Annotated in this window: 28 protein-coding genes; 15 read left to right on the top strand and 13 right to left on the bottom strand. The window is 62.8% G+C overall.

The window, feature by feature from the left end; genetic code table 11:
• The first annotated feature begins 6 nt into the window (after nt 1-6).
• The 7 genes from ACR0MM_RS15585 (at nt 7) to pheT (ending at nt 8,350) form a co-directional block, all read left to right on the top strand.
• On the top strand, nt 7-732 hold the full coding sequence (locus tag ACR0MM_RS15585) for a 16S rRNA (uracil(1498)-N(3))-methyltransferase (RefSeq protein WP_480697208.1): 726 nt from the start codon (nt 7-9) through the stop codon (nt 730-732).
• Complete coding sequence (locus tag ACR0MM_RS15580) at nt 702-1,580, top strand: GNAT family N-acetyltransferase (RefSeq protein WP_480697206.1); 879 nt, start codon at nt 702-704, stop codon at nt 1,578-1,580. The genes ACR0MM_RS15585 and ACR0MM_RS15580 overlap by 31 nt, the downstream gene beginning before the upstream one ends.
• Nucleotides 1,577-2,104: a hypothetical protein gene (locus ACR0MM_RS15575; protein WP_480697204.1), complete on the top strand. Its 528-nt coding sequence runs from the start codon at nt 1,577-1,579 to the stop codon at nt 2,102-2,104. Before ACR0MM_RS15580 ends, ACR0MM_RS15575 begins: the two co-directional genes overlap by 4 nt.
• A gap of 77 nt (nt 2,105-2,181) precedes the next feature.
• On the top strand, nt 2,182-3,552 hold the full coding sequence (locus ACR0MM_RS15570) for a glutamate--cysteine ligase (RefSeq protein WP_170342329.1): 1,371 nt from the start codon (nt 2,182-2,184) through the stop codon (nt 3,550-3,552).
• Nucleotides 3,553-3,664: 112 nt separating this feature from the next.
• Entirely contained in the window at nt 3,665-4,732 is a 1,068-nt protein-coding gene (locus tag ACR0MM_RS15565) for a Hint domain-containing protein (RefSeq protein WP_480697202.1), read from the top strand.
• Between the two features lie 73 nt (nt 4,733-4,805).
• Nucleotides 4,806-5,879: a phenylalanine--tRNA ligase subunit alpha gene (gene pheS / locus ACR0MM_RS15560; protein ID WP_093963563.1), complete on the top strand. Its 1,074-nt coding sequence runs from the start codon at nt 4,806-4,808 to the stop codon at nt 5,877-5,879.
• Between the two features lie 74 nt (nt 5,880-5,953).
• Nucleotides 5,954-8,350 carry a phenylalanine--tRNA ligase subunit beta gene (gene pheT / locus ACR0MM_RS15555; protein WP_480697200.1) on the top strand — a complete coding sequence of 799 codons (2,397 nt, stop codon included), beginning with the start codon at nt 5,954-5,956 and terminating at the stop codon, nt 8,348-8,350.
• A gap of 46 nt (nt 8,351-8,396) precedes the next feature.
• On the opposite strand, the gene ACR0MM_RS15550 is transcribed toward pheT, so the two are convergent.
• Nucleotides 8,397-9,281 carry a LysR family transcriptional regulator gene (locus tag ACR0MM_RS15550; RefSeq protein ID WP_480697198.1) on the bottom strand — a complete coding sequence of 295 codons (885 nt, stop codon included), beginning with the start codon at nt 9,279-9,281 and terminating at the stop codon, nt 8,397-8,399.
• Between the two features lie 84 nt (nt 9,282-9,365).
• Between ACR0MM_RS15550 and ACR0MM_RS15545 the strand changes: the two genes are divergently transcribed.
• Nucleotides 9,366-9,998 carry a class I SAM-dependent methyltransferase gene (locus ACR0MM_RS15545; RefSeq protein WP_170343038.1) on the top strand — a complete coding sequence of 211 codons (633 nt, stop codon included), beginning with the start codon at nt 9,366-9,368 and terminating at the stop codon, nt 9,996-9,998.
• An 89-nt stretch (nt 9,999-10,087) separates the two neighbouring features.
• Entirely contained in the window at nt 10,088-10,537 is a 450-nt protein-coding gene (locus tag ACR0MM_RS15540) for a YtoQ family protein (protein WP_480697196.1), read from the top strand.
• Between the two features lie 48 nt (nt 10,538-10,585).
• Here the strand turns inward: ACR0MM_RS15540 and ACR0MM_RS15535 are convergent, their stop codons facing one another.
• Nucleotides 10,586-11,284, bottom strand: a complete 699-nt coding sequence (locus ACR0MM_RS15535) for a glutathione S-transferase family protein (protein ID WP_170360001.1) — start codon at nt 11,282-11,284, stop codon at nt 10,586-10,588.
• A gap of 214 nt (nt 11,285-11,498) precedes the next feature.
• Between ACR0MM_RS15535 and ACR0MM_RS15530 the strand changes: the two genes are divergently transcribed.
• On the top strand, nt 11,499-12,305 hold the full coding sequence (locus ACR0MM_RS15530) for a mechanosensitive ion channel family protein (RefSeq protein ID WP_170440245.1): 807 nt from the start codon (nt 11,499-11,501) through the stop codon (nt 12,303-12,305).
• 88 nt (nt 12,306-12,393) lie between these two features.
• On the opposite strand, the gene ald is transcribed toward ACR0MM_RS15530, so the two are convergent.
• Nucleotides 12,394-13,512: an alanine dehydrogenase gene (gene ald, locus ACR0MM_RS15525; RefSeq protein ID WP_480697194.1), complete on the bottom strand. Its 1,119-nt coding sequence runs from the start codon at nt 13,510-13,512 to the stop codon at nt 12,394-12,396.
• Nucleotides 13,513-13,647: 135 nt separating this feature from the next.
• Between ald and ACR0MM_RS15520 the strand changes: the two genes are divergently transcribed.
• Both ACR0MM_RS15520 and ppk2 read left to right on the top strand, forming a co-directional pair.
• On the top strand, nt 13,648-14,106 hold the full coding sequence (locus tag ACR0MM_RS15520; protein ID WP_093963556.1) for an Lrp/AsnC family transcriptional regulator: 459 nt from the start codon (nt 13,648-13,650) through the stop codon (nt 14,104-14,106).
• A 150-nt stretch (nt 14,107-14,256) separates the two neighbouring features.
• Nucleotides 14,257-15,174: a polyphosphate kinase 2 gene (ppk2, locus tag ACR0MM_RS15515; RefSeq protein ID WP_170360005.1), complete on the top strand. Its 918-nt coding sequence runs from the start codon at nt 14,257-14,259 to the stop codon at nt 15,172-15,174.
• A 70-nt stretch (nt 15,175-15,244) separates the two neighbouring features.
• Here the strand turns inward: ppk2 and rpsU are convergent, their stop codons facing one another.
• The gene (rpsU, locus tag ACR0MM_RS15510; RefSeq protein ID WP_005614280.1) at nt 15,245-15,451 is read right to left on the bottom strand and encodes a 30S ribosomal protein S21; all 207 of its coding nucleotides are present in this window, start codon (nt 15,449-15,451) and stop codon (nt 15,245-15,247) included.
• Between the two features lie 111 nt (nt 15,452-15,562).
• Between rpsU and ACR0MM_RS15505 the strand changes: the two genes are divergently transcribed.
• A complete protein-coding gene (locus tag ACR0MM_RS15505) occupies nt 15,563-16,255 on the top strand; it encodes a COQ9 family protein (RefSeq protein WP_480697192.1) in 693 nt (230 codons plus the stop codon).
• 64 nt (nt 16,256-16,319) lie between these two features.
• A complete protein-coding gene (locus ACR0MM_RS15500; RefSeq protein WP_480697190.1) occupies nt 16,320-17,306 on the top strand; it encodes an NAD(P)H-quinone oxidoreductase in 987 nt (328 codons plus the stop codon).
• A 34-nt stretch (nt 17,307-17,340) separates the two neighbouring features.
• On the opposite strand, the gene ACR0MM_RS15495 is transcribed toward ACR0MM_RS15500, so the two are convergent.
• The gene (locus tag ACR0MM_RS15495; RefSeq protein WP_480697188.1) at nt 17,341-18,198 is read right to left on the bottom strand and encodes a DUF2189 domain-containing protein; all 858 of its coding nucleotides are present in this window, start codon (nt 18,196-18,198) and stop codon (nt 17,341-17,343) included.
• A 192-nt stretch (nt 18,199-18,390) separates the two neighbouring features.
• On the opposite strand from ACR0MM_RS15495, the gene ACR0MM_RS15490 reads away from it, so the two are divergent.
• Nucleotides 18,391-19,374 carry a quinone oxidoreductase family protein gene (locus ACR0MM_RS15490; protein ID WP_480697186.1) on the top strand — a complete coding sequence of 328 codons (984 nt, stop codon included), beginning with the start codon at nt 18,391-18,393 and terminating at the stop codon, nt 19,372-19,374.
• A 48-nt stretch (nt 19,375-19,422) separates the two neighbouring features.
• On the opposite strand, the gene ACR0MM_RS15485 is transcribed toward ACR0MM_RS15490, so the two are convergent.
• The 8 genes from ACR0MM_RS15485 to ACR0MM_RS15450 form a co-directional block, all read right to left on the bottom strand.
• Complete coding sequence (locus ACR0MM_RS15485; protein ID WP_093963551.1) at nt 19,423-19,956, bottom strand: outer membrane protein; 534 nt, start codon at nt 19,954-19,956, stop codon at nt 19,423-19,425.
• 256 nt (nt 19,957-20,212) lie between these two features.
• Nucleotides 20,213-20,686 (bottom strand): YHS domain-containing (seleno)protein, encoded by a 474-nt coding sequence (locus tag ACR0MM_RS15480; RefSeq protein WP_093963550.1) that lies wholly within the window; start codon nt 20,684-20,686, stop codon nt 20,213-20,215.
• Between the two features lie 197 nt (nt 20,687-20,883).
• Nucleotides 20,884-21,153: a hypothetical protein gene (locus ACR0MM_RS15475; protein ID WP_170360017.1), complete on the bottom strand. Its 270-nt coding sequence runs from the start codon at nt 21,151-21,153 to the stop codon at nt 20,884-20,886.
• The gene (gene plsY / locus ACR0MM_RS15470) at nt 21,150-21,755 is read right to left on the bottom strand and encodes a glycerol-3-phosphate 1-O-acyltransferase PlsY (protein WP_170360019.1); all 606 of its coding nucleotides are present in this window, start codon (nt 21,753-21,755) and stop codon (nt 21,150-21,152) included. The genes ACR0MM_RS15475 and plsY overlap by 4 nt, the downstream gene beginning before the upstream one ends.
• The gene (pyrC, locus tag ACR0MM_RS15465) at nt 21,755-23,035 is read right to left on the bottom strand and encodes a dihydroorotase (RefSeq protein WP_480697184.1); all 1,281 of its coding nucleotides are present in this window, start codon (nt 23,033-23,035) and stop codon (nt 21,755-21,757) included. Before pyrC ends, plsY begins: the two co-directional genes overlap by 1 nt.
• Entirely contained in the window at nt 23,032-23,418 is a 387-nt protein-coding gene (locus tag ACR0MM_RS15460) for a hypothetical protein (RefSeq protein WP_367646421.1), read from the bottom strand. The genes pyrC and ACR0MM_RS15460 overlap by 4 nt, the downstream gene beginning before the upstream one ends.
• The gene (locus ACR0MM_RS15455) at nt 23,403-23,921 is read right to left on the bottom strand and encodes a hypothetical protein (protein ID WP_480697182.1); all 519 of its coding nucleotides are present in this window, start codon (nt 23,919-23,921) and stop codon (nt 23,403-23,405) included. Before ACR0MM_RS15455 ends, ACR0MM_RS15460 begins: the two co-directional genes overlap by 16 nt.
• A complete protein-coding gene (locus ACR0MM_RS15450; RefSeq protein WP_005979082.1) occupies nt 23,918-24,853 on the bottom strand; it encodes an aspartate carbamoyltransferase catalytic subunit in 936 nt (311 codons plus the stop codon). The genes ACR0MM_RS15455 and ACR0MM_RS15450 overlap by 4 nt, the downstream gene beginning before the upstream one ends.
• Nucleotides 24,854-24,865 lie beyond the last annotated feature (12 nt).

The following is a 24,865-nucleotide window of genomic DNA, read 5'->3' as shown; positions in this document are numbered from 1 at the left end:
GGTCTCATGAGTGCGAAGATCAGGCTGTATGTAGATCACCCTTTGGGTGCGGGGCAATCGGTTCCTTTGACGCGCGAGCAGGCCCATTACCTGTTCGGCGTGATGCGTCTGGCCGTGGGCGGGCAGGTGGGCCTGTTCAACGGCCGCGATGGCGAGTGGCTGGCGCAGGTGGCCGAGGCGGGCAAGCGGGGCGGTGTTCTGAGCTGTCTTGAACAGACCCGGCCACTGCAACTGCCGCCGGACCTGTGGCTGCTGTTTGCCCCGATCAAGAAGGCGCGGACCGATTTCATCGTCGAAAAGGCGGCCGAGATGGGAGCCGCCAAGATCATGCCGGTGCAGACCGCCTTCACCAATTCCGAACGCATCCGCCAGGACCGGCTGCAGACCCATGCGGTCGAGGCGGCCGAGCAATGCGGCGGCACTTTCGTGCCCGAGGTCTGCGACCTGCAGCGGCTGGACAAGCTGTTGGACAACTGGCCCGACGGCCGCCAGCTGATGTTCTGCGACGAGGCCGAGGCCGGGTCGGCCCTGCGCCTGGCCGCGCAGGACAAGGGCCGACCGTGGGCCATTCTGATCGGCCCCGAGGGCGGGTTCTCCGATGCCGAGCGCCAACGGTTGAAGGATCTGCCGTTCACGCATGTGGTCAGCCTGGGGCCGCGCATCCTACGGGCCGATACGGCGGCGGTGGCCGCGATGACCCTGTGGCAACAGGCGCTGGGGGACTGGTCCTGATGTGGCGGGTGGCGCAGCAACAGGACATTCCGGCGATTGAACGGTTTCTTCTGGACCATGTGCAAAGCTCGATGTTCGCGCTGGCCAACCTGCGAGAGTTTGGCCTGAACGCACCCGCGCCGCGCGCGATGAGCATGTGGATGCTGGGCGACCCGCTGCGCGGCGTGTTCGGCATCACCAACGAAGGCATGATTCTGCCGCAATGCCCGGATCTGCCCGAGGCCGGCCTGGCCGAGGCAGCGGATCTGATCCGGGGCCGCACGGTCATGGGGCTGGCGGGCGAGGCCACGCAAGCCCGCCGGTTTCTGCGACAGGCCGGATGGCAGGACCGAGCCGCGCATCTGGATCGGGACGAGCCCTCCTTTGCGCTGGACCTGCGCGACCTGATCGTTCCGCAAGCGGATGGCGCAAGGCTGGTGCCGCTGTCGGATGGCGACCGGAGCCTGTTGATCCGCTGGCGCGAGGCCTATCACCTGGAATCTTTGGGCACCGACCCGGGCATGGCCCGCGCGGCTGCGCAGAAGGACATCGACGGATATATTCAGCGCGACTCGCACCGGCTGCTGATGGTCGACGACCAGCCCGTCAGCATGACGGGCTTCAATGCCACGCTGCCCGAGATCGTCCAGATCGGCGGCGTGTTCACCCCGCCTGCGCTGCGTGGTCGGGCCTATGCCCGCACCGCCGTCGCCCTGCATCTGGCCGAGGCGCGGGCCGCCGGAGTGCGCAAGGCCGTTCTGTTCGCGGCTTCAAACGCCGCCGTGCGTGCTTATGTTGCTATTGGGTTTGCCCCTGCCGGGACCTTTTCACTGGTCCTGTTCAGCGATCAGATGGAGGCCGCGTCATGAGTTTCATCCGATCCGAAGCCAAACTGGCCCTGTGGCGCTGGCGCGAGGTGCTGGCCGCCGGGTTCGTTCTGATCCTTGGCCTCAGCTGGATCGGCGGCCCGGGCGGGTTGCTGGGCTGGCTGGGCTGGGTGCTTGTGCTGGTCTCGGTCGCGCTGGCCGTGATCGGCGTACAGCGCGCGCGGTTCCGGCTGGGCGCGGGCGGGCCGGGCGTGGTGTCGGTGGATGAGGGGCAGATCGCCTACCTGGGGCCGCTGGACGGCGGCATCGTCGCCACCCGCGAAATCGAGAGCCTGACTCTGGACCCTACCGCCAGCCCCGCGCATTGGGTGCTGCAGCAGCCCGGCCAGCCGCCGCTTCACATTCCCGTGAATGCCGAGGGTGCCGAGGCGCTGTTCGACGTGTTCTCGGCCCTGCCGGGGCTGCGGACCGAGCGGATGCTGTCGGAACTCAAGGGCGGGGCGTCGCATCCGGTGGTCATCTGGGAACGCCATCCCTCGCGCCCGGCACACATCCGGTTGAACTGACGGTGCATTGACACCGGGGGAGATTGCGACCACCACTGACCCCCACGACTCGACACTTCAGGATCGGAGCACGGTTCATGTCCATTCCTCAGTCCGGCGGCGGGCCGATCGAACGCCACGAACAACTGGCCGAATACTTGGCCGATGGCTGCAAACCCAAAAGCGAATGGCGCATCGGGACCGAGCACGAGAAATTCGGCTATTGCAAGGACACGCTGAAGCCGCTGCCCTATGAAGGCGAACGCTCGATCCTGGCGGTACTGCAGGGGCTGCGCGACGGGCATGGCTGGACCCCCGTGGAAGAGGCGGGCAAGCTGATCGGGCTGGAAAAGGACGGGGCCAACGTCTCACTGGAACCGGGCGGGCAGCTGGAGCTGTCAGGCGCGCCACTGGAGACCATCCACGAGACCTGCGACGAGGTGAACGCGCATCTGCGCGACGTGAAGGACATTGCCGACAAGATCGGCGTAGGCTTCATCGGGCTGGGCGCCGCGCCGATCTGGAAGCACGAGGACATGCCGCTGATGCCCAAGGGCCGGTATGTCCTGATGAACGACTACATGGAAAAGGTCGGCGACATGGGCCGCGCCATGATGCGCCGGACCTGCACGGTGCAGGTCAACATTGATTTCGGGTCCGAGGCGGACATGGTGCAGAAGCTGCGCGTGGCGCTGGCCCTGCAACCGGTGGCGACCGCGCTGTTTGCCAACTCGCCCTTCTTCGAGGGCAAGCCCAATGGCCACAAAAGCTGGCGCAGCTACATCTGGCGGCATCTGGATGACGCGCGCACCGGCATGCTGCCCTTCGTGTTCGAGGACGGCTTCGGGTTCGAGCGCTACGTGGAATATGCCTTGGATGTGCCGATGTACTTCGTCTATCGCGACGGCAAATATATCGATGCGCTGGGCATGTCGTTCCGCGATTTTCTGCAGGGCAAGCTGCCCGCGCTGCCGGGCGAGACGCCGACGCTTTCGGATTGGGCCGATCACCTGACCACCGCATTCCCCGAGGCGCGGATCAAGAAATTCATGGAAATGCGCGGGGCCGATGGCGGCCCGTGGCGCCGCCTGTGCGCGCTGCCCGCCTTCTGGGTGGGGCTGACCTATGACCAGTCCGCGTTGGATGCCGCATGGGATCTGGTCAAGGGCTGGGACGCCGAAACCCGCGAGGGGTTGCGCGTCGCCGCGGCCCGGGACGGGCTGCAGGCGCAGGTCGGCGGTATCAACATGCACGATCTGGCGCGCGAGGTGGTGGCCATCGCCGAGTCCGGCCTGAAGGCGCGGGCGCGGCCGGGTGCGGGCGGGCTTGTCCCGGACGAGACGCATTTCCTGAACGCTTTGAAGGAAAGCATCCAGTCCGGCAAGGTGCCAGCCGACGAACTGCTCGAGCATTACCACGGCGACTGGCAGGGCGATCTGACGCGGATCTACCCCGAATACAGCTACTGACCGCGACCTGTTGCAATTAGGGGCCTGTTAGCCACATTCCCGGATCGCGCCTTGTTCGGCGGCGGCGTTTGCGCGATACATTCGGGTCAGGTTTTCCGGTCGTGGTGCTTTCATGGCGCGTATCAGTGAGTTGCATTATTCCAATGCCTATGCCGCGAATTCGGGCGTGTCCGAATTCCTGGAGGTGTCCCTTCGCCCCGGCGAAGATCCGGCGGATTTCACCGTGTCCTTCTATCAGGCGAACGGGCAGGTTGGGATCGAGATCCCACTCAACGATCCCTCCGTTCAGGTCACCGTCGACCCCGACAACAACGAGATCGTCTATGTCATCTCGGCCGATGATTTTCCGATCTTCCTGACCGATCCGGATGGTGGCGGCCCAACCAATTACGAAGCCTATGCGCTGACCAACACCGCCACGGGTGAGGTAATAGATTTCTACGACATCGGTGGCGGCACGCAGAACATCGTCGCGGTCGATGGGTTGGCGGCCGGGGAAACCTCGGTCAACCTGCCGGTGCTGGTCGGGCCGAACCAGACGACGACGACCCTGCAGTTCAATCAACCCGATCCTGACACGCTGACCTATGGCCCCTTGTCGCCCGGGGATACCGGGGCCGCCTGTTTCACGGCCGGAACCCTGGTTGATACCCCCGAGGGGCCGCGCCGGATCGAGACGCTGCAGCCCGGCGATACGGTCCTGACCGTCGATGACGGCCCCTGCCGGGTGCGCTGGATCGGCGGCCGCACGGTGCGCGGCGTGGGTCGTTTCGCGCCGGTGCGCATCGGCGCGGGTGTTCTGGGCGCCAAGACAGACATTCTGGTCTCGCCCCAGCACCGCATTCTGGTCGGAGGCTGGCAAACCCAGCTTCTGTTCGGCGAGGATGAGGTTCTGGTCCCCGCCAAATCGCTGGTCAACGGCGATACCGTCACCGTGCAGCCCTGTGACATTGTCCGCTATGTCCACCTGTTCTTCGACCAGCACCAGCTGGTCACCACTTCAGGTCTTGTGTCCGAGAGCTTCTTTCCGGGGCAGGAGGCGCTCTCGGGGCTGAAGCAGGAGGCCGCGCGCGAACTGTTTGCGCTGTTCCCCGAACTGCAGACCCATCCGCAGGGCTATGGCCCCACGATCCGCCCGGTCCGGTGTGATCGACAGGCAGCGGTTCTGCGCGCGACCTGATCGCGCGGCCCGGCCCTCTTGCTTTCGCGCGCTGCTGTGATAGCAGGACAGCAACAGAATTCAGGGGACCGTCATGGACGATCTTAAGGCAAAATACCTGGGTCAGATCGCTGACGCAGGCGACGAAAGCACGCTGGAAGCGATCCGCGTGGCCGCGGTGGGCAAAAAGGGCGAAGTGGCGCTGAAGATGCGCGAACTGGGCAAGATGACGCCCGAGGAACGCCAGGTCGCCGGCCCCGCGCTGAACGCGCTGAAGGACGAGATCAATTCGGCGCTGGCCGCCAAGAAGGCCGCATTGGCCGATGCCGCGCTGGACGAACGTCTGCGGACCGAGTGGCTGGACGTGACCCTGCCCGCGCGCCCGCGCCGCCAAGGCTCGATCCACCCGGTCAGCCAGGCGACCGAGGAACTGACCGCGATCTTTGCCGAACTGGGCTTTTCCGTCGCCGAAGGTCCGCGGATCGAGACCGACTGGTACAATTTCGACGCGCTGAACATCCCCGGCCACCACCCCGCGCGGGCCGAGATGGACACGTTCTACATGCACCGCGCGCCGGGCGACAATCGCCCGCCGCATGTGTTGCGCACCCATACCTCGCCGGTTCAGATCCGCTCGATGGAAAAGCAGGGCGCGCCGATCCGCGTGATCTGTCCGGGCGGTGTCTATCGCGCCGACTATGACCAGACCCACACGCCGATGTTCCACCAGGTCGAAGGCCTGGCCATCGACAAGGACATCTCGATGGCGAACCTGAAATGGGTTCTGGAGGAATTCGTCAAGGCGTTCTTCGAGGTCGACGATGTCGAACTGCGCTTCCGCGCCTCGCATTTCCCGTTCACCGAACCCTCGGCCGAGGTCGATATCCGCTGTTCCTGGGAAGGCGGCCAGCTGAAGATCGGCGAGGGCGACGACTGGATGGAGATTCTGGGCAGCGGCATGGTCCACCCCAAGGTGATCGCCGCCGGCGGGATCGACCCCGAGGTCTATCAGGGCTTTGCCTTCGGCATCGGCATCGATCGTCTGGCGATGCTGAAATACGGCATCCCGGATCTGCGGGCGTTCTTTGACAGCGACCTGCGCTGGCTGCGGCACTATGGGTTTGCGGCGTTGGATATGCCGAACCTGCATGGTGGCTTGTCACGATGAAATAGCGTGGGGCTTGCCCTGCTGCCCAAGAGAATTCGGCGGGCTGGCCCGCCTTACCGGACAGGAAAACAGAAATGAAATTCACCCTCTCCTGGCTGAAAGACCACCTGGACACCGACGCCTCGGTTGATGAGATCGCCGAGGCGCTGACCGATCTCGGGCTCGAGGTCGAAGAGGTCATCAACCCGGCCGACAAGCTCAAGGATTTTACCCTTGGCTATGTGAAACATGCCGAGAAACACCCCGATGCAGACAAGCTGCGCGTCTGCAAAGTGGACACCGACGAGGGCGAGTTGCAGATCATCTGCGGCGCCCCCAACGCGCGCGAGGGCATCACCGTCGTGGTCTGCAAGCCGGGCATGTATATCCCCGGTCTGGATCTGACGATCAGCGTTGGCAAGATCCGCGGCGTCGAAAGCTTTGGCATGATGGCGTCCGAGCGCGAGCTGGAACTGTCGGACGAACATGACGGCATCATCGAGCTGCCCTCGGGCGAGGTGGGCCAGCGGTTCGTCGACTGGCTGGCCGAAAACGACCCCGCCAAGATCGACCCGGTGATCGAGATCGCCATCACCCCGAACCGTCCCGATGCGCTGGGCGTTGCGGGCATCGCGCGCGATCTGGCGGCGCGGGGTCTGGGCACGCTGAAGCAGCGCGACTATGCCCCGGTGCCGGGGGATTTCGAAAGCCCGATCAAGGTGACGATCGACGACGACACGCTGGATGGCTGCCCGCATTTCACCGGCCGCCTGATCCGCGGCGTCAAGAACGGCCCCAGCCCGCAATGGCTGCAGGATCAGCTGAAGGCGATCGGCCTGCGTCCGATTTCGGCCCTGGTGGATATCACCAACTACATGACCTTCGACAGCAACCGCCCGCTGCACGTCTTTGACGCCGACAAGGTCAAAGGCAACCTGCGGGTGTACCGCGCCAAGGGCGGTGAGAAGCTGGTGGCGCTGGACGAAAAGGAGTACACGCTGCAGCCCGGCATGATGGTGATTTCCGACGACAACGGCCCGGAATCCATCGCCGGCATCATGGGCGGGCAAGAGACCGGCTGTACCGAGGACACCGTGAACGTGTTCCTGGAGAGCGCCTTCTGGGATCATGTCCAGATCGCGCTGGCGGGCCGTGCGCTCAAGATCAACTCGGACGCGCGCTACCGGTTCGAGCGTGGAGTCGATCCGGAATACACGCTGGAAGGGCTGGAGCACGCGACCCAGATGATTCTGGATATCTGCGGCGGCGAGGTTTCGAAGGTCGTCGAGGCCGGCAAGGCGCCGGACCATTCGCGCGCCTATCGGCTGGATGCGGCGCGGGTGCAGTCGCTGGTGGGCATGGACATCCCCGAAAGCGAGCAGCGCCAGACCCTGACCCGGCTGGGCTTCCGGCTGGAAGGCGACATGGCCCATGTGCCCAGCTGGCGCCCCGACATCCAGGGCGAGGCCGATCTGGTCGAGGAGGTCGCCCGCATCGCATCGCTGACCAAGCTGCAGGGCAAGCCGCTGCCGCGTGTCACGGATGGTATACCCAAGCCGGTCATGACTCCGGCCCAGCGGCGTCAGTCGATGGCGCGGCGCACCTGCGCGGCGCTGGGGTACAGTGAATGCGTCAGCTATACTTTCATCGATCAGGCTTCGGCCGCGCTGTTCGGTGGCGGCGATGACGCGACGATGCTGGAAAACCCGATCTCGTCCGAGATGAGCCACATGCGCCCCGACCTGCTGCCCGGCCTGCTGCAGGCCGCGGCCCGCAATCAGGCGCGCGGCTTTGCCGATCTGGCCCTGTTCGAGGTCGGCCCGGTCTTTCATGACGGGGAACCCGGCGAGCAACGCACCCAGATCGCAGGCCTTCTGGTCGGGCGGACCGGACCCAAGGATGTGCATGGCGCCGCCCGCACGGTCGATTTGTTCGACGCCAAGGCCGATGCCGAGGCTGTGCTGGCCGCCATCGGGGCCCCGGCCAAGGTGCAGATCCTGCGCGACGGCGACGCCTGGTGGCATCCGGGCCGTCACGGCAAGATCTGCCTTGGCCCCAAAAAGGTGCTGGGCGTGTTCGGTGAACTGCATCCGCGCGTGCTGCAGCAGTTGGACATCAAGGGCCCGGCCGTGGCCTTCACCATCTGGCCGGACGAGGTGCCGCTGCCGCGCAAATCCGGCACCACCCGCTCGGCGCTGGAACTGCGCGACCTGCAGGCGGTCGAGCGTGACTTTGCCTTTGTCGTCGATGCCGATGTCGAGGCGCTGACGCTGGTGAATGCCGCCGCCGGAGCCGACAAGGCGCTGATCGAAGAGGTGCGCGTATTCGACGAATTCATCGGCGGCAGCCTGGGTGAGGGCAAGAAATCTCTGGCCATCACCGTGCGTCTGCAGCCGACCGACAGCACGCTGAAGGAAAAAGACATCGAGGCGGTGGCGGAAAAGATCATCGCCAAGGTCACCAAGGCAACCGGCGGCGTTCTGCGCGGTTGAAGCGGCTCTAACCCGAAGAGACACGCGCGCCGATGGTGCGCGTGTTTCATTTTGCGAAGAACTCTGCCAGCAGGTCAAAGACTAGCCGAATGCGCCGGCTGGTATGCAGCTCGCGGTGGGTGGTCAGCCAGATCGGGAACCGCAGCGGCTCCATGTCGGGAAGGACGCGCTCCATACCCGGTGTGGCATCGCCAACCGGCTCGGACATGGGCGCGATGCCAAAGCCCTGCCGGGCAAATTCCCACGAGACGATGCCGTTCTGCGACCCCAGGCGGAAGTTTTCTTCGGTCAGATGCAGGCCTATCGGTTCGAAATAGGCGATCATCTGCGCGGTGTCGCCGAAACTGATGAACTCGTGCCGGGATAGCTCCAACAGGGACTTGGGGCGCCCAGCCCGGTTCAGGTAGGCGGTGGCGGCATAGAAATGCCCGTCGGCCTCCTGCACCAGTTTTGCGATCAGGTCGGGCTGGTCGGGGCGGACATGTCGGATGGCGATATCCGCCTCGCGCCGCATCAGATCGCGAATGTCGTTCGCGGCGATCACGTCGATCCGCAGTTTCGGAGCTTGCGCGCGAATCTCGCGAAGCAGATCCGGCAGGATATAGGCCGACATCACGTCGCTTGCGGTGATCCGCACCTGCCCTTCGATCGACTGCGCCTGACCGGACGCGGCCAGCGCAATGCGATCTGCGGCGGCGCCCATGGTCCGGGTGTGCTCCAACAGCTCGATCCCGGCGGTGGTGATCTGAAGTGATCGGCCGACCCGTTCGAACAGCATCACGCCCAGGTCGAATTCAAGCGCGGCGATCTGGCGGCTGAGGGTCGGTTGCGTCTGGTCCAATCGCCGTGCCGCCGCCGAAAGCGAGCCGGTCTCGGCCGTGGCCAGAAAGGCGCGGATATGGTTCCAGTCGAATTTGCGCGGATCATCCATGCATGAATGTATAAGGATTCTGCAAATTTCGGCAATTCACCTTTGAAACGCGTATCACTACCTTGCGCTCAAAGGAGAGCCTACATGACCGCCACAGCCAAATTCTGGGACGGAATCGCCGAGAAATACGCGAAATCCCCGATCCGGGACATGGAGTCCTACGAGCACACGTTGCAACGCACGGTGTCCTATCTGAAGCCGACCGATCAGGTGCTGGAACTGGGCTGCGGAACCGGGCGCACCGCGCTGCGTCTGTCCGGCCATGCGGATACGATCACGGCGAGCGATGTCTCTCCGGGCATGTTGGCCGTGGGCCGCAGGCTGGCGCAAGAGGAGCAGATCGAAAACGTCGTCTTTGTCGAGGCCGACGCGAACCGCCCCCCGAATTGGGCCTATGATGTGGTGATGGCATTCAATCTGCTGCACCTGATCCGGGATCTGGAGGCGACGCTGTCCGGGGTTCATGAGGTGTTGAAACCCGGCGGTCTGTTCATTTCAAAAACGCCCTGTCTTGCCCAGGGTGGATTGGGGTTCAAGTTCGGCTTGCTGAAGCTGCTGCTGCCGATCATGCAGCTTTTGGGCAAGGCGCCATTCGTCAGCCAGTTCGACATCAAAACGCTGGAAACGACAATTGAAAAGGCCGGGTTCGAGATCATCGAAAGCGGGAACTTCCCGGCGAAACCGCCCTCGCGCTATCTGGTGGCTCGCAAGTTGTAACGCCAGCGCCGCATCGGCAGGCAACTTCCGCATTGGGCTTTGCGGGTTTGGACAGTAAACAGGGCCAGAAGCAAAATGCGGAGGCTGCAATGGGTTTGAATGTCTACCTGTCGGGCGAGATCCACACGGATTGGCGCGAACAGATCATCGAAGGCGCGCAGGGGTTGGATGTCACGTTCAACAGCCCCGTCACCGATCATGCGGCCAGCGACGATTGCGGGGTCGCCATTCTGGGGGCCGAGCCGAACAAGTACTGGCACGACCAAAAAGGCGCGATGGTCAACGCGATCCGTACCCGCAAGGGGATCGCCGATGCCGACGTCGTCGTGGTGCGGTTCGGCGACAAGTACAAGCAGTGGAACGCGGCCTTTGACGCGGGCTATGCCGCGGCCCTGGGCAAGTCGATCATCGTGTTGCACGGCCCCGACCATCAGCATGCGCTGAAAGAGGTCGATGCCGCCGCGTTGGCGGTGGCCGAGGAGCCCCGTCAGGTGGTCGAGATTCTGCGCTATGTGCTGACCGGAAAACTGCCCGGTTGATGGCACGGAATGCCGACGCCGCTTGCAAGGCGGCGACGGCGTGATCCCTTACCCGCGCGGAGGCGTGACCAGACCCTTTTGAACCGCGGGCCGGTCCAGGAACCGGTTCAGATAGGCGATGGTGTTGCGATGATCGTCCCAGCCGACCAACTCTTTGGCGCCGTAGAAATCAAGGCCGCGCAGCCACGGGGCCAAAGCGATATCGGCAATTGAGTACTCACCGGCGATCCAGTCCTGCCCGTGCAACTGGGTCTCGACGACATTCAGCAGCCGTTTGGCCTCGTTGATATACCGCTCGCGCGGGCGCGGGTCTTCGATCGCGCTGCCGGCGAACTTGTGGAAGTAACCCAGCTGCCCGAACATCGGGCCGACGCCGCCCATCTGGAACATCAGCCATTGCGTGATCCGGTACTTGTCGGCCGTGTTCTGGCCGAGGAACTTGCCGGTTTTCTCGGCCAGGTAAAGCAGGATCGCACCACTTTCGAACAGCGCCAAGGGCTGTCCGTCCGGGCCGTCAGGATCGATGATCGCCGGAATCTTGTTGTTTGGGTTCAGCGACAGAAACTCGGGGCTTTTGACGTCAGCGTCTGACAGGGTGACCTTGTGCGCCTCGTAGGGCAGGCCTGTTTCTTCGAGCATGATGGACACCTTCACGCCGTTCGGCGTCGGGAAGGAATAGAGTTGGATCCGCTCCGGCGAATGCGGGGGCCATTTGGTCATGATCGGGAAGGTGGCGGTGTCCAGCATGGCAAGCTCCTTGTTCGGGTACTATTGCAAGCTAGGCATTCAGGGGCGGATTGTTAGATGGCGGTCTGTGCAACCCCGGGCAGCGACTGTTTGCTGAAGCACAGCGGGGAAATCCGGGACATTTCAAACCTAGACCTGTGCGGTTTTATCGCCCAATGTTGAGGAAACCCCGCGCAAAAGTCGCGGGTTTGTTGCTGTTGGAAAGGAGACGCCCGTGGATGAGGTCGTGACGCAGGTAGGGGCATTTGCCCCATTGATCATGAGCGCGGTCAAAGCCCTGATCGTTCTTGTTGTTGGCTGGATAGCCGCTGGCATGATCGCAGGGATCGTTCGCCGCCGAATTAATTCGACCCCGCAAATCGATCCGACTTTGGGGAATTTCGTTGCCAGCACCGTCAAATGGGTGATCCTGGCCATTGTCCTGGTTGCTGTGCTTGGCATCTTCGGGATCGAAGCGACGAGTATCGTTGCCATTCTGGGTGCCGCTTCGCTGGCTATCGGCCTTGCGCTGCAGGGCACGCTCAGCGATCTAGCCGCAGGTGTGATGCTGGTGGTTTTCCGGCCATACAAGCTGGGTCAGTTCGTTGACATCGGTGGGACAGCCGGCACGGTGAAGGACCTGAACCTGTTCACGACCGAACTGGTCACGCCCGACAATGTGCAGATCATCGTTCCCAACGGTCAGTCCTGGGGGTCGATCATCACCAACTACTCGGCCCACGACACGCGGCGTGTCGATCTGGTGTTCGGGATCGACTATGGCGACAATGCGGATGCGGCCATGAAGATCATTCTGGATGTGGCCAAGGCGGACAAGCGCATACACTCGGACCCCGAGCCCTGGGTGCGTGTGACCAACTTGGGAGACAGCTCGGTAGATCTGACCGCGCGGTTGTGGTGCGCGGCCGCCGACTATTGGGACGTCAAGTTTGATCTGACCAAGGCCGTCAAGGAGGCCTTTGACAGCAAGGGCATTTCGATCCCCTACCCGCACTCGGTGGAAATCCACAAAGAGGGCTGAATGCTCCCGCCCGTCCGTCGGGCATTGGAAATGCCCTTCTCCGGTTGGGCCAAGCGCCGCGCAGATGCGCGGCGCTGTTGCGTTTCGATCAGGCCTTGACGACCATTGCGGGCGAGACCACGTCGATTCCCAGTGCCTTGCCTACGGCATAGTAGGTCAACTGGCCGGCGTGCACGTTGAGGCCTGCCAGAAGGTGGGGATCGTCCTGGCACGCCTGCTTCCAGCCCTTGTCGGCCAGCGCCAGCATGAACGGCATCGTTGCGTTCCCCAGCGCGATGGTCGAGGTCCGTGCCACCGCACCCGGCATATTGGCCACGCAGTAGTGCATGATGCCATCCACCTCATAGATCGGATCCGCGTGTGTCGTTGCCTTGGAGGTTTCGAAGCAACCGCCCTGGTCGATGGCAACGTCGACAAGCACGGCGCCCGGCTTCATGGTCGACAATTGCTCGCGGGTGATCAGTTTCGGGGCGGCCGCGCCCGGGATCAGAACGGCACCGATCACCATATCCGCCGACTGGATCAGTTCGGCCGTAGCACCGGCGGTCGAGTACTGGTTCTTGAACCGGCCACCGAAGACGTCATCCAGATAACGAAGGCGCGGCAGCGAACGGTCCAGAACGGTCACATCAGCGCCCATGCCCGCCGCCACCTGAGCCGCATGCGTGCCAACGACGCCGCCACCGATCACGACAACCTTGGCCGGGCCCACACCAGGGACGCCGCCCATCAGAACGCCGCGACCGCCATTGGCTTTTTGCAGGGTCCACGAACCCACTTGCGGGGCCAGACGACCTGCGACTTCGGACATCGGGGCAAGCAGCGGCAGACCACCGTTAGAATCCGTCACCGTTTCATAGGCGATCGCCGTGCAGCCCGAGGCCAGCAGATCGTGGGTTTGCTCCGGGTCGGGCGCAAGGTGCAGGTAGGTGAACAGCAGCTGGCCTTCGCGCAGCATCTTGCGCTCGACCGCTTGCGGTTCCTTGACCTTGACGATCATGTCGGCGGTCGCGAACACCTCTTCCGCGTTGTCCACGATGCGCGCGCCTGCGGCGACGTAGGCGTCGTTGTCAAAGCCTGAACCCAGCCCGGCGCCGGTTTCGATGATGACCTCGTGACCACGGGCAACCGCTTCCTGCGCGGCGTTCGGGGTCATGCCGACGCGGAACTCCTGCGGTTTGATTTCCTTCGGGCAACCGATTTTCATGGGGCTCTCCATTCATAAACTGCACAAATTATGTGCAGAAAGCGGTGCAATTTCTGTGAAACTCGGTGCGCAACTGCGCTAATATATGGGAAATTTTTCGATGAAATGAGAAAATCTTGCAACGGATGTGCGTGAATGTCACTTGATGCGACTGACCGAAAGATTCTGGCGGCCCTTCAGCGCAAGGGGCGTATGTCGAACGCGGAACTGTCCGAGCAGGTCAACCTGTCACCGTCGGCCTGCCATCGCCGGGTCCAGCGGCTTGAGGCGGAAGGCTATATTCGGGACTATGTCGCGCTGTTGAATGCGCGCAAACTGGGGGTGCCGACAACCGTATTCGTCGAAATCACCTTGCAGGGTCAGGCCGAGGAGGTGCTCGAGGCCTTCGAGCGGGCGGTCCGGCGCATTCCAGACGTTCTGGAGTGCCACCTGATGGCCGGGTCGGCGGATTATGTCCTGAAGGTGGTCGCCGAAAACACCGAGGATTTTGCGCGCATCCACCGCCAGTATCTGTCGCGCCTCCCCGGAGTTGCGCAAATGCAAAGCTCGTTCGCCCTGCGGACCGTTTTCAAGACGACAGCACTGCCTGTCTGATACTGGTGCGTCACTCTTGCCGATGCGGTTGTATCTGCCGTTGAGCCGGTTCAATATTGGCCTTCGGGGCGGGAAACAGGTCGGCATGACACTGGCCGGTTACACGTACCCGATATGGTCCGAGACTGTTGAAAGATAAGGAGCAGGCCCTTGGCTGAAGACTATGAGAACACAGTCGACGATTGGCTGGAAGCCGAGTTGCAGGACACACTGGACGAGGATTTTGAGATCGAGTTCAGTGAACCCATGCTGTCGATGGAGGTCCGCAAGATCTATCGCGAACAGCATCCTGAAATGCTGGATCGCAAGGTCTATTTCCGCAACCTGTTGCGCCTGCAAGCCGAGCTGATCAAGGTTCAGGACTGGGTGCAGCATACCGGCGCCAAGGTTTGCATCCTGTTCGAAGGGCGCGACAGCGCTGGAAAGGGCGGGGTAATCAAGCGGATCACCCAACGGCTGGACCCGCGGGTTGCACGTGTCGTTGCTTTGCCTGCCCCCAGCCGGCGCGAGCAGAGCCAGTGGTATTTTCAACGCTATGTGCCGCATTTGCCGGCGGCGGGTGAGATCGTTCTGTTCGACCGTTCGTGGTACAACCGGGCGGGCGTCGAACGGGTGATGGGCTTCGCTACCGAGGCCCAGGTCGAGCAGTTCTTTCAGGACGTTCCCGAATTCGAGCGCATGTTGGTTCGGTCGGGAATCATTTTGCTGAAATACTGGTTCTCGATCACGGACGAAGAACAGCAGCTGCGCTTTCTGATGCGAATCCACGATCCGATGAAGCAGTGGAAACTGTCACCGATGGACCTGGAATCGCGCATCCGCTGGGAAGACTATACCAAGGCCAAGGAAGACATGCTGTTCCGAACCAACATTCCCGAGGCCCCCTGGTACATTGTCGAAGGCAACGACAAAAAGCGGGAAAGGTTGAACTGCATGGAGCACATTCTGACCAAGATTCCGTACGAAGAGGTGCCCCACGAAAAGGTCACTCTGCCGGATCGGAAATACAATCCCGAGTATGAACGGCGGGTTCTGCCGGACGAATTGTACGTGCCCAAGATCTACTGAAACGACAAACCCCCGGGCAGGGCCGCGGGGGTCGTCAAATAGTGTCATCCAAAGCTGGACGAGGAAGATCTTAGAGCAGACCTTCGCGCTGGGCTTTCTTGCGTGCCAGTTTACGGGCACGGCGGATCGCTTCAGCTTTCTCGCGCGCTTTTTTCTCGGACGGTTTCTCGAAATGTTGCTTCAGCTTCATTTCACGGAACACGCCTTCGCGCTGCAGCTTTTTCTTCAGGGCACGAAGCGCCTGATCGACATTGTTGTCGCGAACACTAACCTGCATGTGGTTGTCACCACCTTTCTAGATAGAGTTGCAAGGAAATTGCAGGAGTTGGCCGTATAGCAAAGCGGACCTAACTTGTCTAGTACTGGGCCCAACAGTCGGAGGACCGCCATGACCGTGACCTATGAAGATTCAAAACAGCAATTGCTGGACGCAATTCTGACCCATGTTCCTTTTGACGGGTGGTCCGAAGAGAGCTTTCGCGCGGCCATTTCCGACTGCGATCTGGACGAAGGTCTGGCCCGGGTCATCTGCCCGCGGGGCGCCGTGGATCTGGCGCTCGCATTTCACGCCCGCGGGGACGCCGAGATGCTTGAACGGCTGGAGACCGAGGACCTGAGCGATCTGAAGTTCCGCGACAGGATTGCCGCCGCAGTGCGCTTCCGCCTGCAGGCTGTCCCCGACAGGGAGGCGGTGCGCCGAGGCGTGACTTTGTTTTCATTGCCGTCATATGCAGCAGATGGGGCCAAGGCGGTCTGGGGCACCTGTGACCTGATCTGGGATGCGCTGGGCGACACTTCGGATGATGTCAACTGGTACACCAAACGCGCAACACTGTCGGGTGTGTATTCCTCGACCCTGTTGTTCTGGTTGGGCGATGACAGCTCGGACCACCAGCGGACATGGGAATTCCTGGATCGCCGCATTGCGGATGTGATGCAGTTCGAGAAGCTCAAGGCGCAGGTGAACAACAATCCGTTGTTCAAACCTTTTCTTGCGGTTCCCAACTGGCTGGCAAGTCAGGTTCGGGCGCCAGTCAGGATGCGGGCCGATCTGCCGGGTCTTCTGAACCCGCGCAAGTAACCGCCTCTTGCTGCTGGGCCTTTTCCGATTCGCCTGATACCCATTGCGCAAAGGAGTTTTGCCAATGCCCCAGATGATGCGCGCCATTGAGATCACCACGCCCGGAGGTCCGGACGTTCTCAAGCTGACGGAACGCCCCATGCCCGAGCCGGGTCATGGTCAGGTGGTTTTGAAAGTGGCCTATGCTGGCGTCAACCGCCCGGACGCTTTGCAGCGGGCCGGGGCCTATGATCCGCCGCCGGGGGCCAGCGACCTTCCCGGGCTTGAGGCTTCGGGCGAGGTGGTGGCCATCGGGTCCGGGGTCTCGGGGTTGGCACTGGGGGATCAGGTCTGTGCGTTGTTGCCAGGCGGCGGGTATGCAGAATACGTGGCGACACCGGCGGTGCACTGCCTGCCTGTGCCCTCGGGCCTGAGCCTGAAACAGGCCGCCTGCCTGCCCGAAACCTTTTTTACGGTCTGGTCAAACGTGTTCACTCGTGGCGGGCTGAAGGCTGGCGAACGGTTCCTTGTACATGGGGGATCGAGCGGGATCGGCACCACGGCCATTCAGCTGGCCAACGCTTTCGGAGCCCGGGTCTTCGTGACGGCCGGTTCGGACGAGAAATGTCAGGCCTGTCTGGACCTGGGGGCCGACAGGGCGATCAACTACAAGACCGAGGATTTTGTTGCTGCCATGCGGGCCGAAGGTGGGGCGGATCTGATTCTCGACATGGTTGGCGGCGATTACATCCCTCGCAACGTCAAGGCGCTGGCCGAAGATGGCAGGCTGGTTCAGATCGCGTTTCTGCAAGGACCCGTCGTTGAGTTGAACTTTGCACTGATGATGGTCAAACGCTTGACCCTGACCGGCAGCACGCTGCGGCCACAGAGCGATCTGGCCAAAGCGCGCATCGCGCAGGATCTGCATGAGGCGGTCTGGCCGCTGCTTGAGGCTGGAAAAGTTGCCCCGGTCATGGACAGCGAATTTGATCTGGCCGATGCCGCCGCTGCGCATGCCCGAATGGAAAGCTCCGGCCACATTGGCAAGATCGTTTTGAAAGTATCAGGCTAGGCCTATCAGCGCGGTGGGTTGCCCCGCGCTTTGCTCAGGCGATGGCGCGTCTGTACAGGTGCCATGTCGCGTGCCCCAAGACAGGCATTATGACGATTAGGCCCAAAAGCAGCGGAATCGCGCCAAGAACCAGCAGCGCGGCGACGATGAAACCCCAGGTCAGGATCACGGTCGGATTGTGCCGGAGGACCCGGACCGAGGTGACAACGGCCACGGGCAGGCCGACCTTGCGGTCAAGCAGCAACGGGAAGCTGACAACGCTGACGGCCAAGGCCACCAGAGCAAACAGAAACCCAACCGCCGATCCGACGATGATCATGGTCCAGCCGGGGCCGGTGGTCAGAGCCTGTGTCAGAAATTGGCCCAGCGTCTCTGGCGGCTGCGGACCCAGTGTTTCGACATAGATGCCGTGTGCCACCATCAGCCAGACCAGCAACAGCATGACAAGGTAAAAGGCCAGTGCCAGTATGGCGCCGAACGAGGGGGATCGGAAAACACCCAACGCGTCCAGCCAGTGAACCTCGTGCCCCTGCTCCCGCTTGCGGCTGATCTCATACAAGCCCAGTGCAGCGACCGGACCGATTAGCGCAAACCCGGCCACCAGAGGAGCCAGAAGCGGCACCATGTTGGCTTGCATCGCGAATCCGAACATCAAAAGCCCCGCGATCGGGTAGATCAGAACAATGAAAATGGCATCGGCCCGTATCGCCAGAAAGTCTTCGTATCCGGCGCGCAGGCTTTCTCGCAAGTCTTGCAGCGTCAGCGTTTGTACCGTCGGCAGATGCTGGGTGTCAGCGCTGCCGATGCTCGTTACGTTTTCAGCGATGTGATCGCTGGTCGCGCCCAGTTGCTGCGCGGTCCAACTGATCGGGTTTCCGATTGTCTTTGCCATTGTCATCCCTTTCCTTGGCGCAGGTGCGCCGCAGGATGCATCCGGCGAAAAGTTGCCCGTGGCCGGATGACCCGGCAACGCCTGACCCTAGTGTACCACAGTTTTTTCCAATCCTCGTTCACCCTTGCGAGATCGCCCGATTGCCCTGCGGCGCCGAAGTGATAGCTTGGATCCAGGCAAAAGGAGGTCAGCATGCTGAAAACGGCGCGTACCGTAGTCATTCACGAAACCGGCGGCCCCGAGGTGCTGAAGATCGAGGATAGACCGTTGGGTGACCCGGGACCGGGTGAAGTTCGGATCCGCCATCACGCCTGCGGTCTGAATTTTATTGATGTCTACCAGCGGACCGGTCTGTATCCGATGGAACTGCCGCACGCGCTGGGAATGGAAGCCGCCGGGGTGATCGAGGCGGTCGGCGAAGGCGTGACGCATCTGAAACCGGGCCAGCGGGCGGCCTATGCAGCGGTGCCGGCCGGTGCCTATTGCGAAGCGCGGGTGATGCCCGCGTCGCAGGTGTGCCCCTTGCCCGGCGGAATCTCATTCGAGACCGCGGCGGCCATGATGCTCAAGGGCTTGACGGTTGAATACTTGTTTCACCGCACCACGCCGCTGAAACGTGGTGATACGGTTCTGTTCCACGCCGCCGCCGAGGGTGTCGGCCTGATCGCGTGCCAGTGGGCCAAATCCGAAGGCATCAAGCTGATCGGCACGGCCGGGACCGATGACAAGTGCCGTCTGGCCCAGTTCAACGGCGCCACACACTGCATCAACTACCGGACCGAGGATTTTGCGTCCCGCGTGGCCGAGATTACCGGCGGCAAAGGGGTCGATGCGGTCATGGACTCTGTCGGTGCCGATACGTTCGAAGGCTCGCTGGACTGCCTCAAGCCATTGGGGATGATGATTTCCTTCGGCAATGCGTCTGGACCCGTGCCACCGTTCAACATCGGCATTCTTGGGCAGAAAGGGTCGTTGAAGATCACCCGGCCGACGCTGTTCACCCATATCGCGGACCATTCCGTGTGTCAGGCCATGGCCCGGCGGCTGTTCGGCAAGGTGGCCGGCGCCGAGGTCAAGATTCACATCGATCAACGCTTCGAACTGGATCAGGTTGCCGAGGCGCACCGCGCACTGGAGGCGCGGCAGACAACCGGAAGCACGATCCTTGTGCCATGAAAAAGGCCCGGCACGCCGTGCCGGGCCCGTTCGATTCTGCGCAAGGGATCAGAAGCGGTATGCCGCCCGGATCTGGAACGTGGTTGCATCCACGTCGACACCGGTCGAGTTGAAATTGTCGAACTCGTGGTACAGCAGCTCGCCCGCGATGCTGACGTTCGGCGCGACGATCTGTTCATAGCCTGCGCCGATGAACCATCCATCGTCGCTGCCCAGCGTGTCGGTTCCCGCATCCGCGTAACCGGCGACACCATACAGCAGCCCCTGCGGGTTGACCTTGTAGCCGGCGCGGGCTTTCAGCCGCCAGACGTCTTCGACCGTTGCGGCACCCGAAAGGTCGACATCAGACCAGTCATAGTCAAAGCCGCCGCCAACGACCCAGTCGCCCAGATCATAGTCGTAACCAAGGATCAGACCGCCGATGGCGCCGTCTCCGTCCACACCGGACAGGCTGGTGCCGATATCCGCGTAGCCGACCTGCGCACCCGCATAGAACCCGGTCCAATCGCCCGAGGACTGCGCCATGGCGGTGCCGGCTGCAAAAGTTGCAACGGTGGTCAAAAGTGCCAGTTTGCTCGTCATCTTGCTATCCTTTCGTTGGAAGTTATCTGCCTCGGCCTTTGGTTGGCCTGAAGGTTTGTATTGATCATTACGTTCCGGTCGGTGGACCGGATCATTGGTTTTTCGCTGTTATTCCGACCCGGATTTCCGCAAGGTCGGCGCCTGGCCGCCCTTTTGGAGTGTTGTTCTGATCAGATAGGTTCGGGGTCGTGGGGCTTCAAATCACGATCGGCGGCAGAAGCATTCTGCCGCCGATCCTTGCCGCCAATTCAGCAGATTATTGCTGCAGTTCGGCCGGATCCTTGTCGGCGATCGTTTCCCAGTTGACGCTGGCTTTTTCGATGAAGCCGGGGATGTCGCCTTCCCAACGCTGCTGGATGTCTTCGGACAGGTTCAGGTACAGCTTGTTGTCCACGATCTTCCAGTAGGTCGGATCGCCGTCAAACTTGAACCCCATGGCCGCTCCGAAGGCGCAGTAGCCGCCGTAGGCCGGCAGGTAGGCCTCGGGATTGGCTTCGAACGCGGCCTTGTTCTCTTCGGTGGCAAAACGGTACAGCGCATCGTTGTGCAACGCCGTGATCTTGTAGCTGCCTTTGGTCGGCTCGCCTTCAGTGAAATACGCCACCGGGTCGTAACCCTGCATCGCCAAACCGGTCGACGAGGCGTTGATTTCTACCCCGGCCGCCAGGGCCGAGCTTGCGATTGCCACAGACAGCGCAACGCCGCCCAACAGGGATTTGATCTTGTTCATGGTTCCACCTTTCGTGATCGGGCTGCCCGGCATGTCCAAGCGCGGGCGTTTCAGCACCGAAATTGCGTTTCGTGCACCCGGTAATTGAGCGTCACGAAAACTCAGGTGGGAAAGGCGGCGATCACGTTCAAAGCAATCAAACGTGAATGTGCGGAAATGCCAGGCGGTCTGTTCGCAAGCGCAGATCGGTCTGCGGTTCAGCTGTCGGGTACCAGGGCCAGAACAAAGCGTACGACCTTGGCGGCAGGCATCTCGCAGGGGCGCAGCAAAGCGCCGCTTTGATCCGTCAGGTACAGGTTCATACTGATGTAGTCCGCACCACCCCGTTCATGGGCGACCAGCTTGTGCGATTTGCCGCCGGCCATCGCCAGCCGCGTGACCGAATAGCTTCGACCGTTTGCGGTTCCGGTGAACGAACCCGCCGGCAAGGCAAAGAATGAGTCCAAAAAGTCGGCCGGCGCGGTCACGATTTCCCGATCTTGGGCTCTGTTCCCGCCTTGATGCGGGCCAGATTTTCGCGGTGGCGCCAGTAAATCAGCAGCGTCAGAACGACGCCCAGCAAAAAGGTCGACCCGTCCGTCAGGATCATCACCCATGTTGTCGACAGGGCTGCCGCGGCCAGCGCGCCGAGGGACGAGATCCGCCAGATCGCAGCAGCGACCAGCCATGTCAGACAGCACGCAACGCCCACCCGCCAGTCCAGCGCCAGCCACAGGCCCAGGAAAGTTGCCACGCCCTTGCCGCCCTTGAAGCTCAGCCAGACCGGGTAGCAATGGCCGACAAAAGCCGCCAGCGCCGCGACCTGGGCGGCATCGTCGCCGGCCAGTGCCCGGGCCAGCAGGACCGCGACCACGCCTTTGCCGGCGTCGAACAGAAGAGTCAGCGCCGCCGCCGCCTTGCTGCCAGTGCGCAACACGTTGGTGGCACCAATATTGCCGGACCCGATCTGGCGCAGGTTGCCCAGTCCCATCACCCGCGCAACGATCATGCCATAAGGTACCGACCCCATCAGGTATCCGATCGCGGCCCAGATAATCAGTTGGGTCGTCGAGCTGTCGAAAACGGGCATCAGGATCTCCGGAAAATTTCTTTGCCTGCAACGTAGGTTGCGGTGACCTTACCCTGCATCCGCTGTCCGTCAAACGGGGTGTTCTGCGATTTCGATTTCAGCGTGAACCGGTCCAGCACGAAGGGCACATCCGGGTCGAACAGAACCAGATCGGCCGGGGCGCCCGCGCTCAGGCGGCCGCAGTCCAGCCCCAGTCGTTTCGCCGGATTCAGTGTCATGGCCCGGAACAGGGTCGGCAGGTCCAGTTGATCGGCATGATACAGGCGCAGTGCAGCCGGCAGCAGGGTTTCCAGCGCCACTGCGCCCGAGGCCGCCTCTTCGAACGGGAGGCGTTTGCTTTCCTCGTCCTGCGGTGTGTGCATCGAGCTGATCGTGTCGATCAGGCCGGACCGCACGGCCTCGCTCACCGCCTGCCGGTCATCCTCGGAGCGCAGCGGCGGCTTGACCTTGAAGAAGGTGCGATAGTCCGCCACGTCCAGCTCGTTCAGCGTCAGGTGATGGATCGAGGTGCCGGCGGTGATGTCCAGCCCGTTGCGTTTGGCCCGTTCCAGTGCGGGCAGGGCGCGGGCCGTGGTGATCTGATCGGCGTGATAGGCCGCGCCGGTCATTTCCAGCAAGGCGATGTCGCGGTCCAGCCCCATGCGCTCGGCCATGGGCGAAACGGCGGGCAGACCGCGCAGGGCGGCGAATTTGCCGCTGGTGGCCGCGGCGCCATGGCTCAGCCCCGGGTCCTGTGGGTGGGCGATGACAAGCGCGCCGCAGGCCCGGGCATAGGTCAGCGCGCGGGAAAATACCTTGGTGTCCGTCACCACATGGTCGCAGTCGGTAAAAGCCACCGCGCCCGCATCCATCAGAAACCCGATCTCGGTCATCTCGCGCCCGTCGCGGCCCTTGGTCAGAGCGGCCATGGTCAGCACGTTGACGGGCGTGTCGGCCTGCGCGCGTCGGGTGACGAACTCGAGCGTTTCCGGCGTGTCGATCGCAGGCAGGGTGTCGGGGCGGGTGACCATTGTGGTCACGCCCCCGGCCGCGGCGGCAAGGCCCGCGGATTTGTAGCTTTCCTTGTGCCGCTCGCCCGGCTCGCAGACCTTGACGCCGATATCGACGATGCCGGGGGCCAGACACTGACCGCCGCAATCAATCACCTGCGCGTCCGCCTCGGGCGCCGGACCGTCGCCGCTGGCTACGATCCGTCCATCGGCCACATGCAGCCAGCCCAGCGCGTCGGTTCCGGCTTCGGGGTCGATCAGGCGGGCGTTGGTGAAGATCAGCTTGGTCATGCCATTGCCCTTTCAATCGCGGCTTTGGTGGCGGCCGGGTCGGCCTGGTACTTGATCAGGTGCTTGTCGCCGCCTTTGGTGACGATCTGCACGAAGCTGCCCATGATATTCACGGCCGCGATCTGGTTCAGCGGCACGCTGCGCCCGCCCGGGCCGGTCAAGGTGGTGTCGGTCATCTGCCAGTTGGCCACCAGTTCCTCCGAGGCAAGGTACCACGCCCGGACGCCCACCGCCGCCAGACCGGCCGGGGCGCCGGTCCAGACATAGGGATTGCCGATCAGCCAGAGCACGAGCATCGCCCCCGCCATCGCGCCCGCGGCCAGCCACGCGTTGGTGCGGACATAGGCGCCCTTGTCCGGTGCAAAGGTCACAGGATCAGCCACAGAGCACCTCCGATGACCAACAGGATGATCAAGGCAAGCAAGGCCGATCCCGTCCGGCGGGGTTGCTCGCTCGAAACTGGATTTTGCGCGGCCGAGTAGGGTCGGGCGCTTTCGGTCTCGATGGCGCCACCGCTCCAGTTCGTGGCCTCTTCGGTGTAGAGCCCGATCAGGCGCAGACGCGGGTCGGGGCTCAGCGTGGCCGCGCGCGCGCTCAGGGCCGCGCTGCGCAGCACCAAAACCCAGCCGTCGACCGACTCCAGTTCGGCCCGGTCCAGCTGGTCCTCGGACACGCCGCAGCCCTCGCTGAGATAGCCGTAGAGGCCCAGGTCTTCGAGGTCGGACACCGGAAACACGTCGATCTGCTCGGGGTCCAGCCCATTGACGCCAAGGATCTGGTCTGCCGCGCCGGGCTCGCGCAGGAACTTCGCCTCTTCGGGGCGCATGTCCAGCGCGAACAGGCGGATCACGCCGCGCTCACCAGCGGAGATGTCCAGATCGCTCATGCCGCCTCCTTCAGGTTGCGGGCCAGCAGTTCCATCGCGGCCATGCGCACGGCAACGCCCATCTCGACCTGTTCCTGGATGACCGAGCGGTTGATGTCATCGGCCAGCGTCCCGTCGATCTCGACCCCGCGGTTCATCGGGCCGGGATGCATCACGATGGCGTCCGGCTTGGCCAGCGCCAGCTTGGCGGCGTCCAGGCCATAGCGGTGATAGTATTCCCGTTCCGACGGGATGAACCCGCCATCCATCCGCTCTTTCTGAAGGCGCAACATCATCACAACGTCCACGTCGCGCAGGCCCTCGGTCATGTCGTCATAGATCTCGGCCCCGAATTCAGCGAATTGCGCAGGCACCAGCGTCGGCGGGCCGATCAGGCGGATGCGGTTTTCCATCTTGCCCAGCAGGATCAGGTTCGACCGCGCTACGCGGGAATGGGCGACATCCCCGCAGATCGCAACGTTCAGCCGGTGCAGCCGCCCCTTGGCCCGGCGGATGGTCAGCGCATCCAGCAGCGCCTGGGTGGGGTGCTCGTGCCGCCCGTCGCCGGCATTCAGCACCGCGCAGTTGACCTTCTGCGCCAGCAGGTCCACCGCGCCCGAATGCGGATGCCGAACCACCAGCAGGTCGGGATGCATCGCGTTCAGCGTCATCGCCGTGTCGATCAGGGTCTCGCCCTTTTTGATCGAGCTGGCCTGCATAGCCATGTTCATCACATCCGCGCCCAGACGCTTGCCCGCCAGTTCGAAACTGGCCTGCGTGCGGGTTGAGTTCTCGAAGAACATGTTGATCTGGGTCAGCCCCGCCAGAACGTCCGAGTGCTTGGCCGATTGCCTGTTCAGATCGACGTATTTTTCGGCCAGGTCCAGAATGGCGGTGATGTCGGATTGGGACAGATGCTCGATGCCAAGTAGGTGACGATGGGCGAAACGCATGGGCCGGGCTCC

The sequence above is a fragment of the Ruegeria sp. BC6 genome, assembly GCF_056539185.1.
The sequence above is the reverse complement of the archived record's forward strand: the minus strand, read 5'-3'. Positions and strand labels throughout refer to the sequence as shown.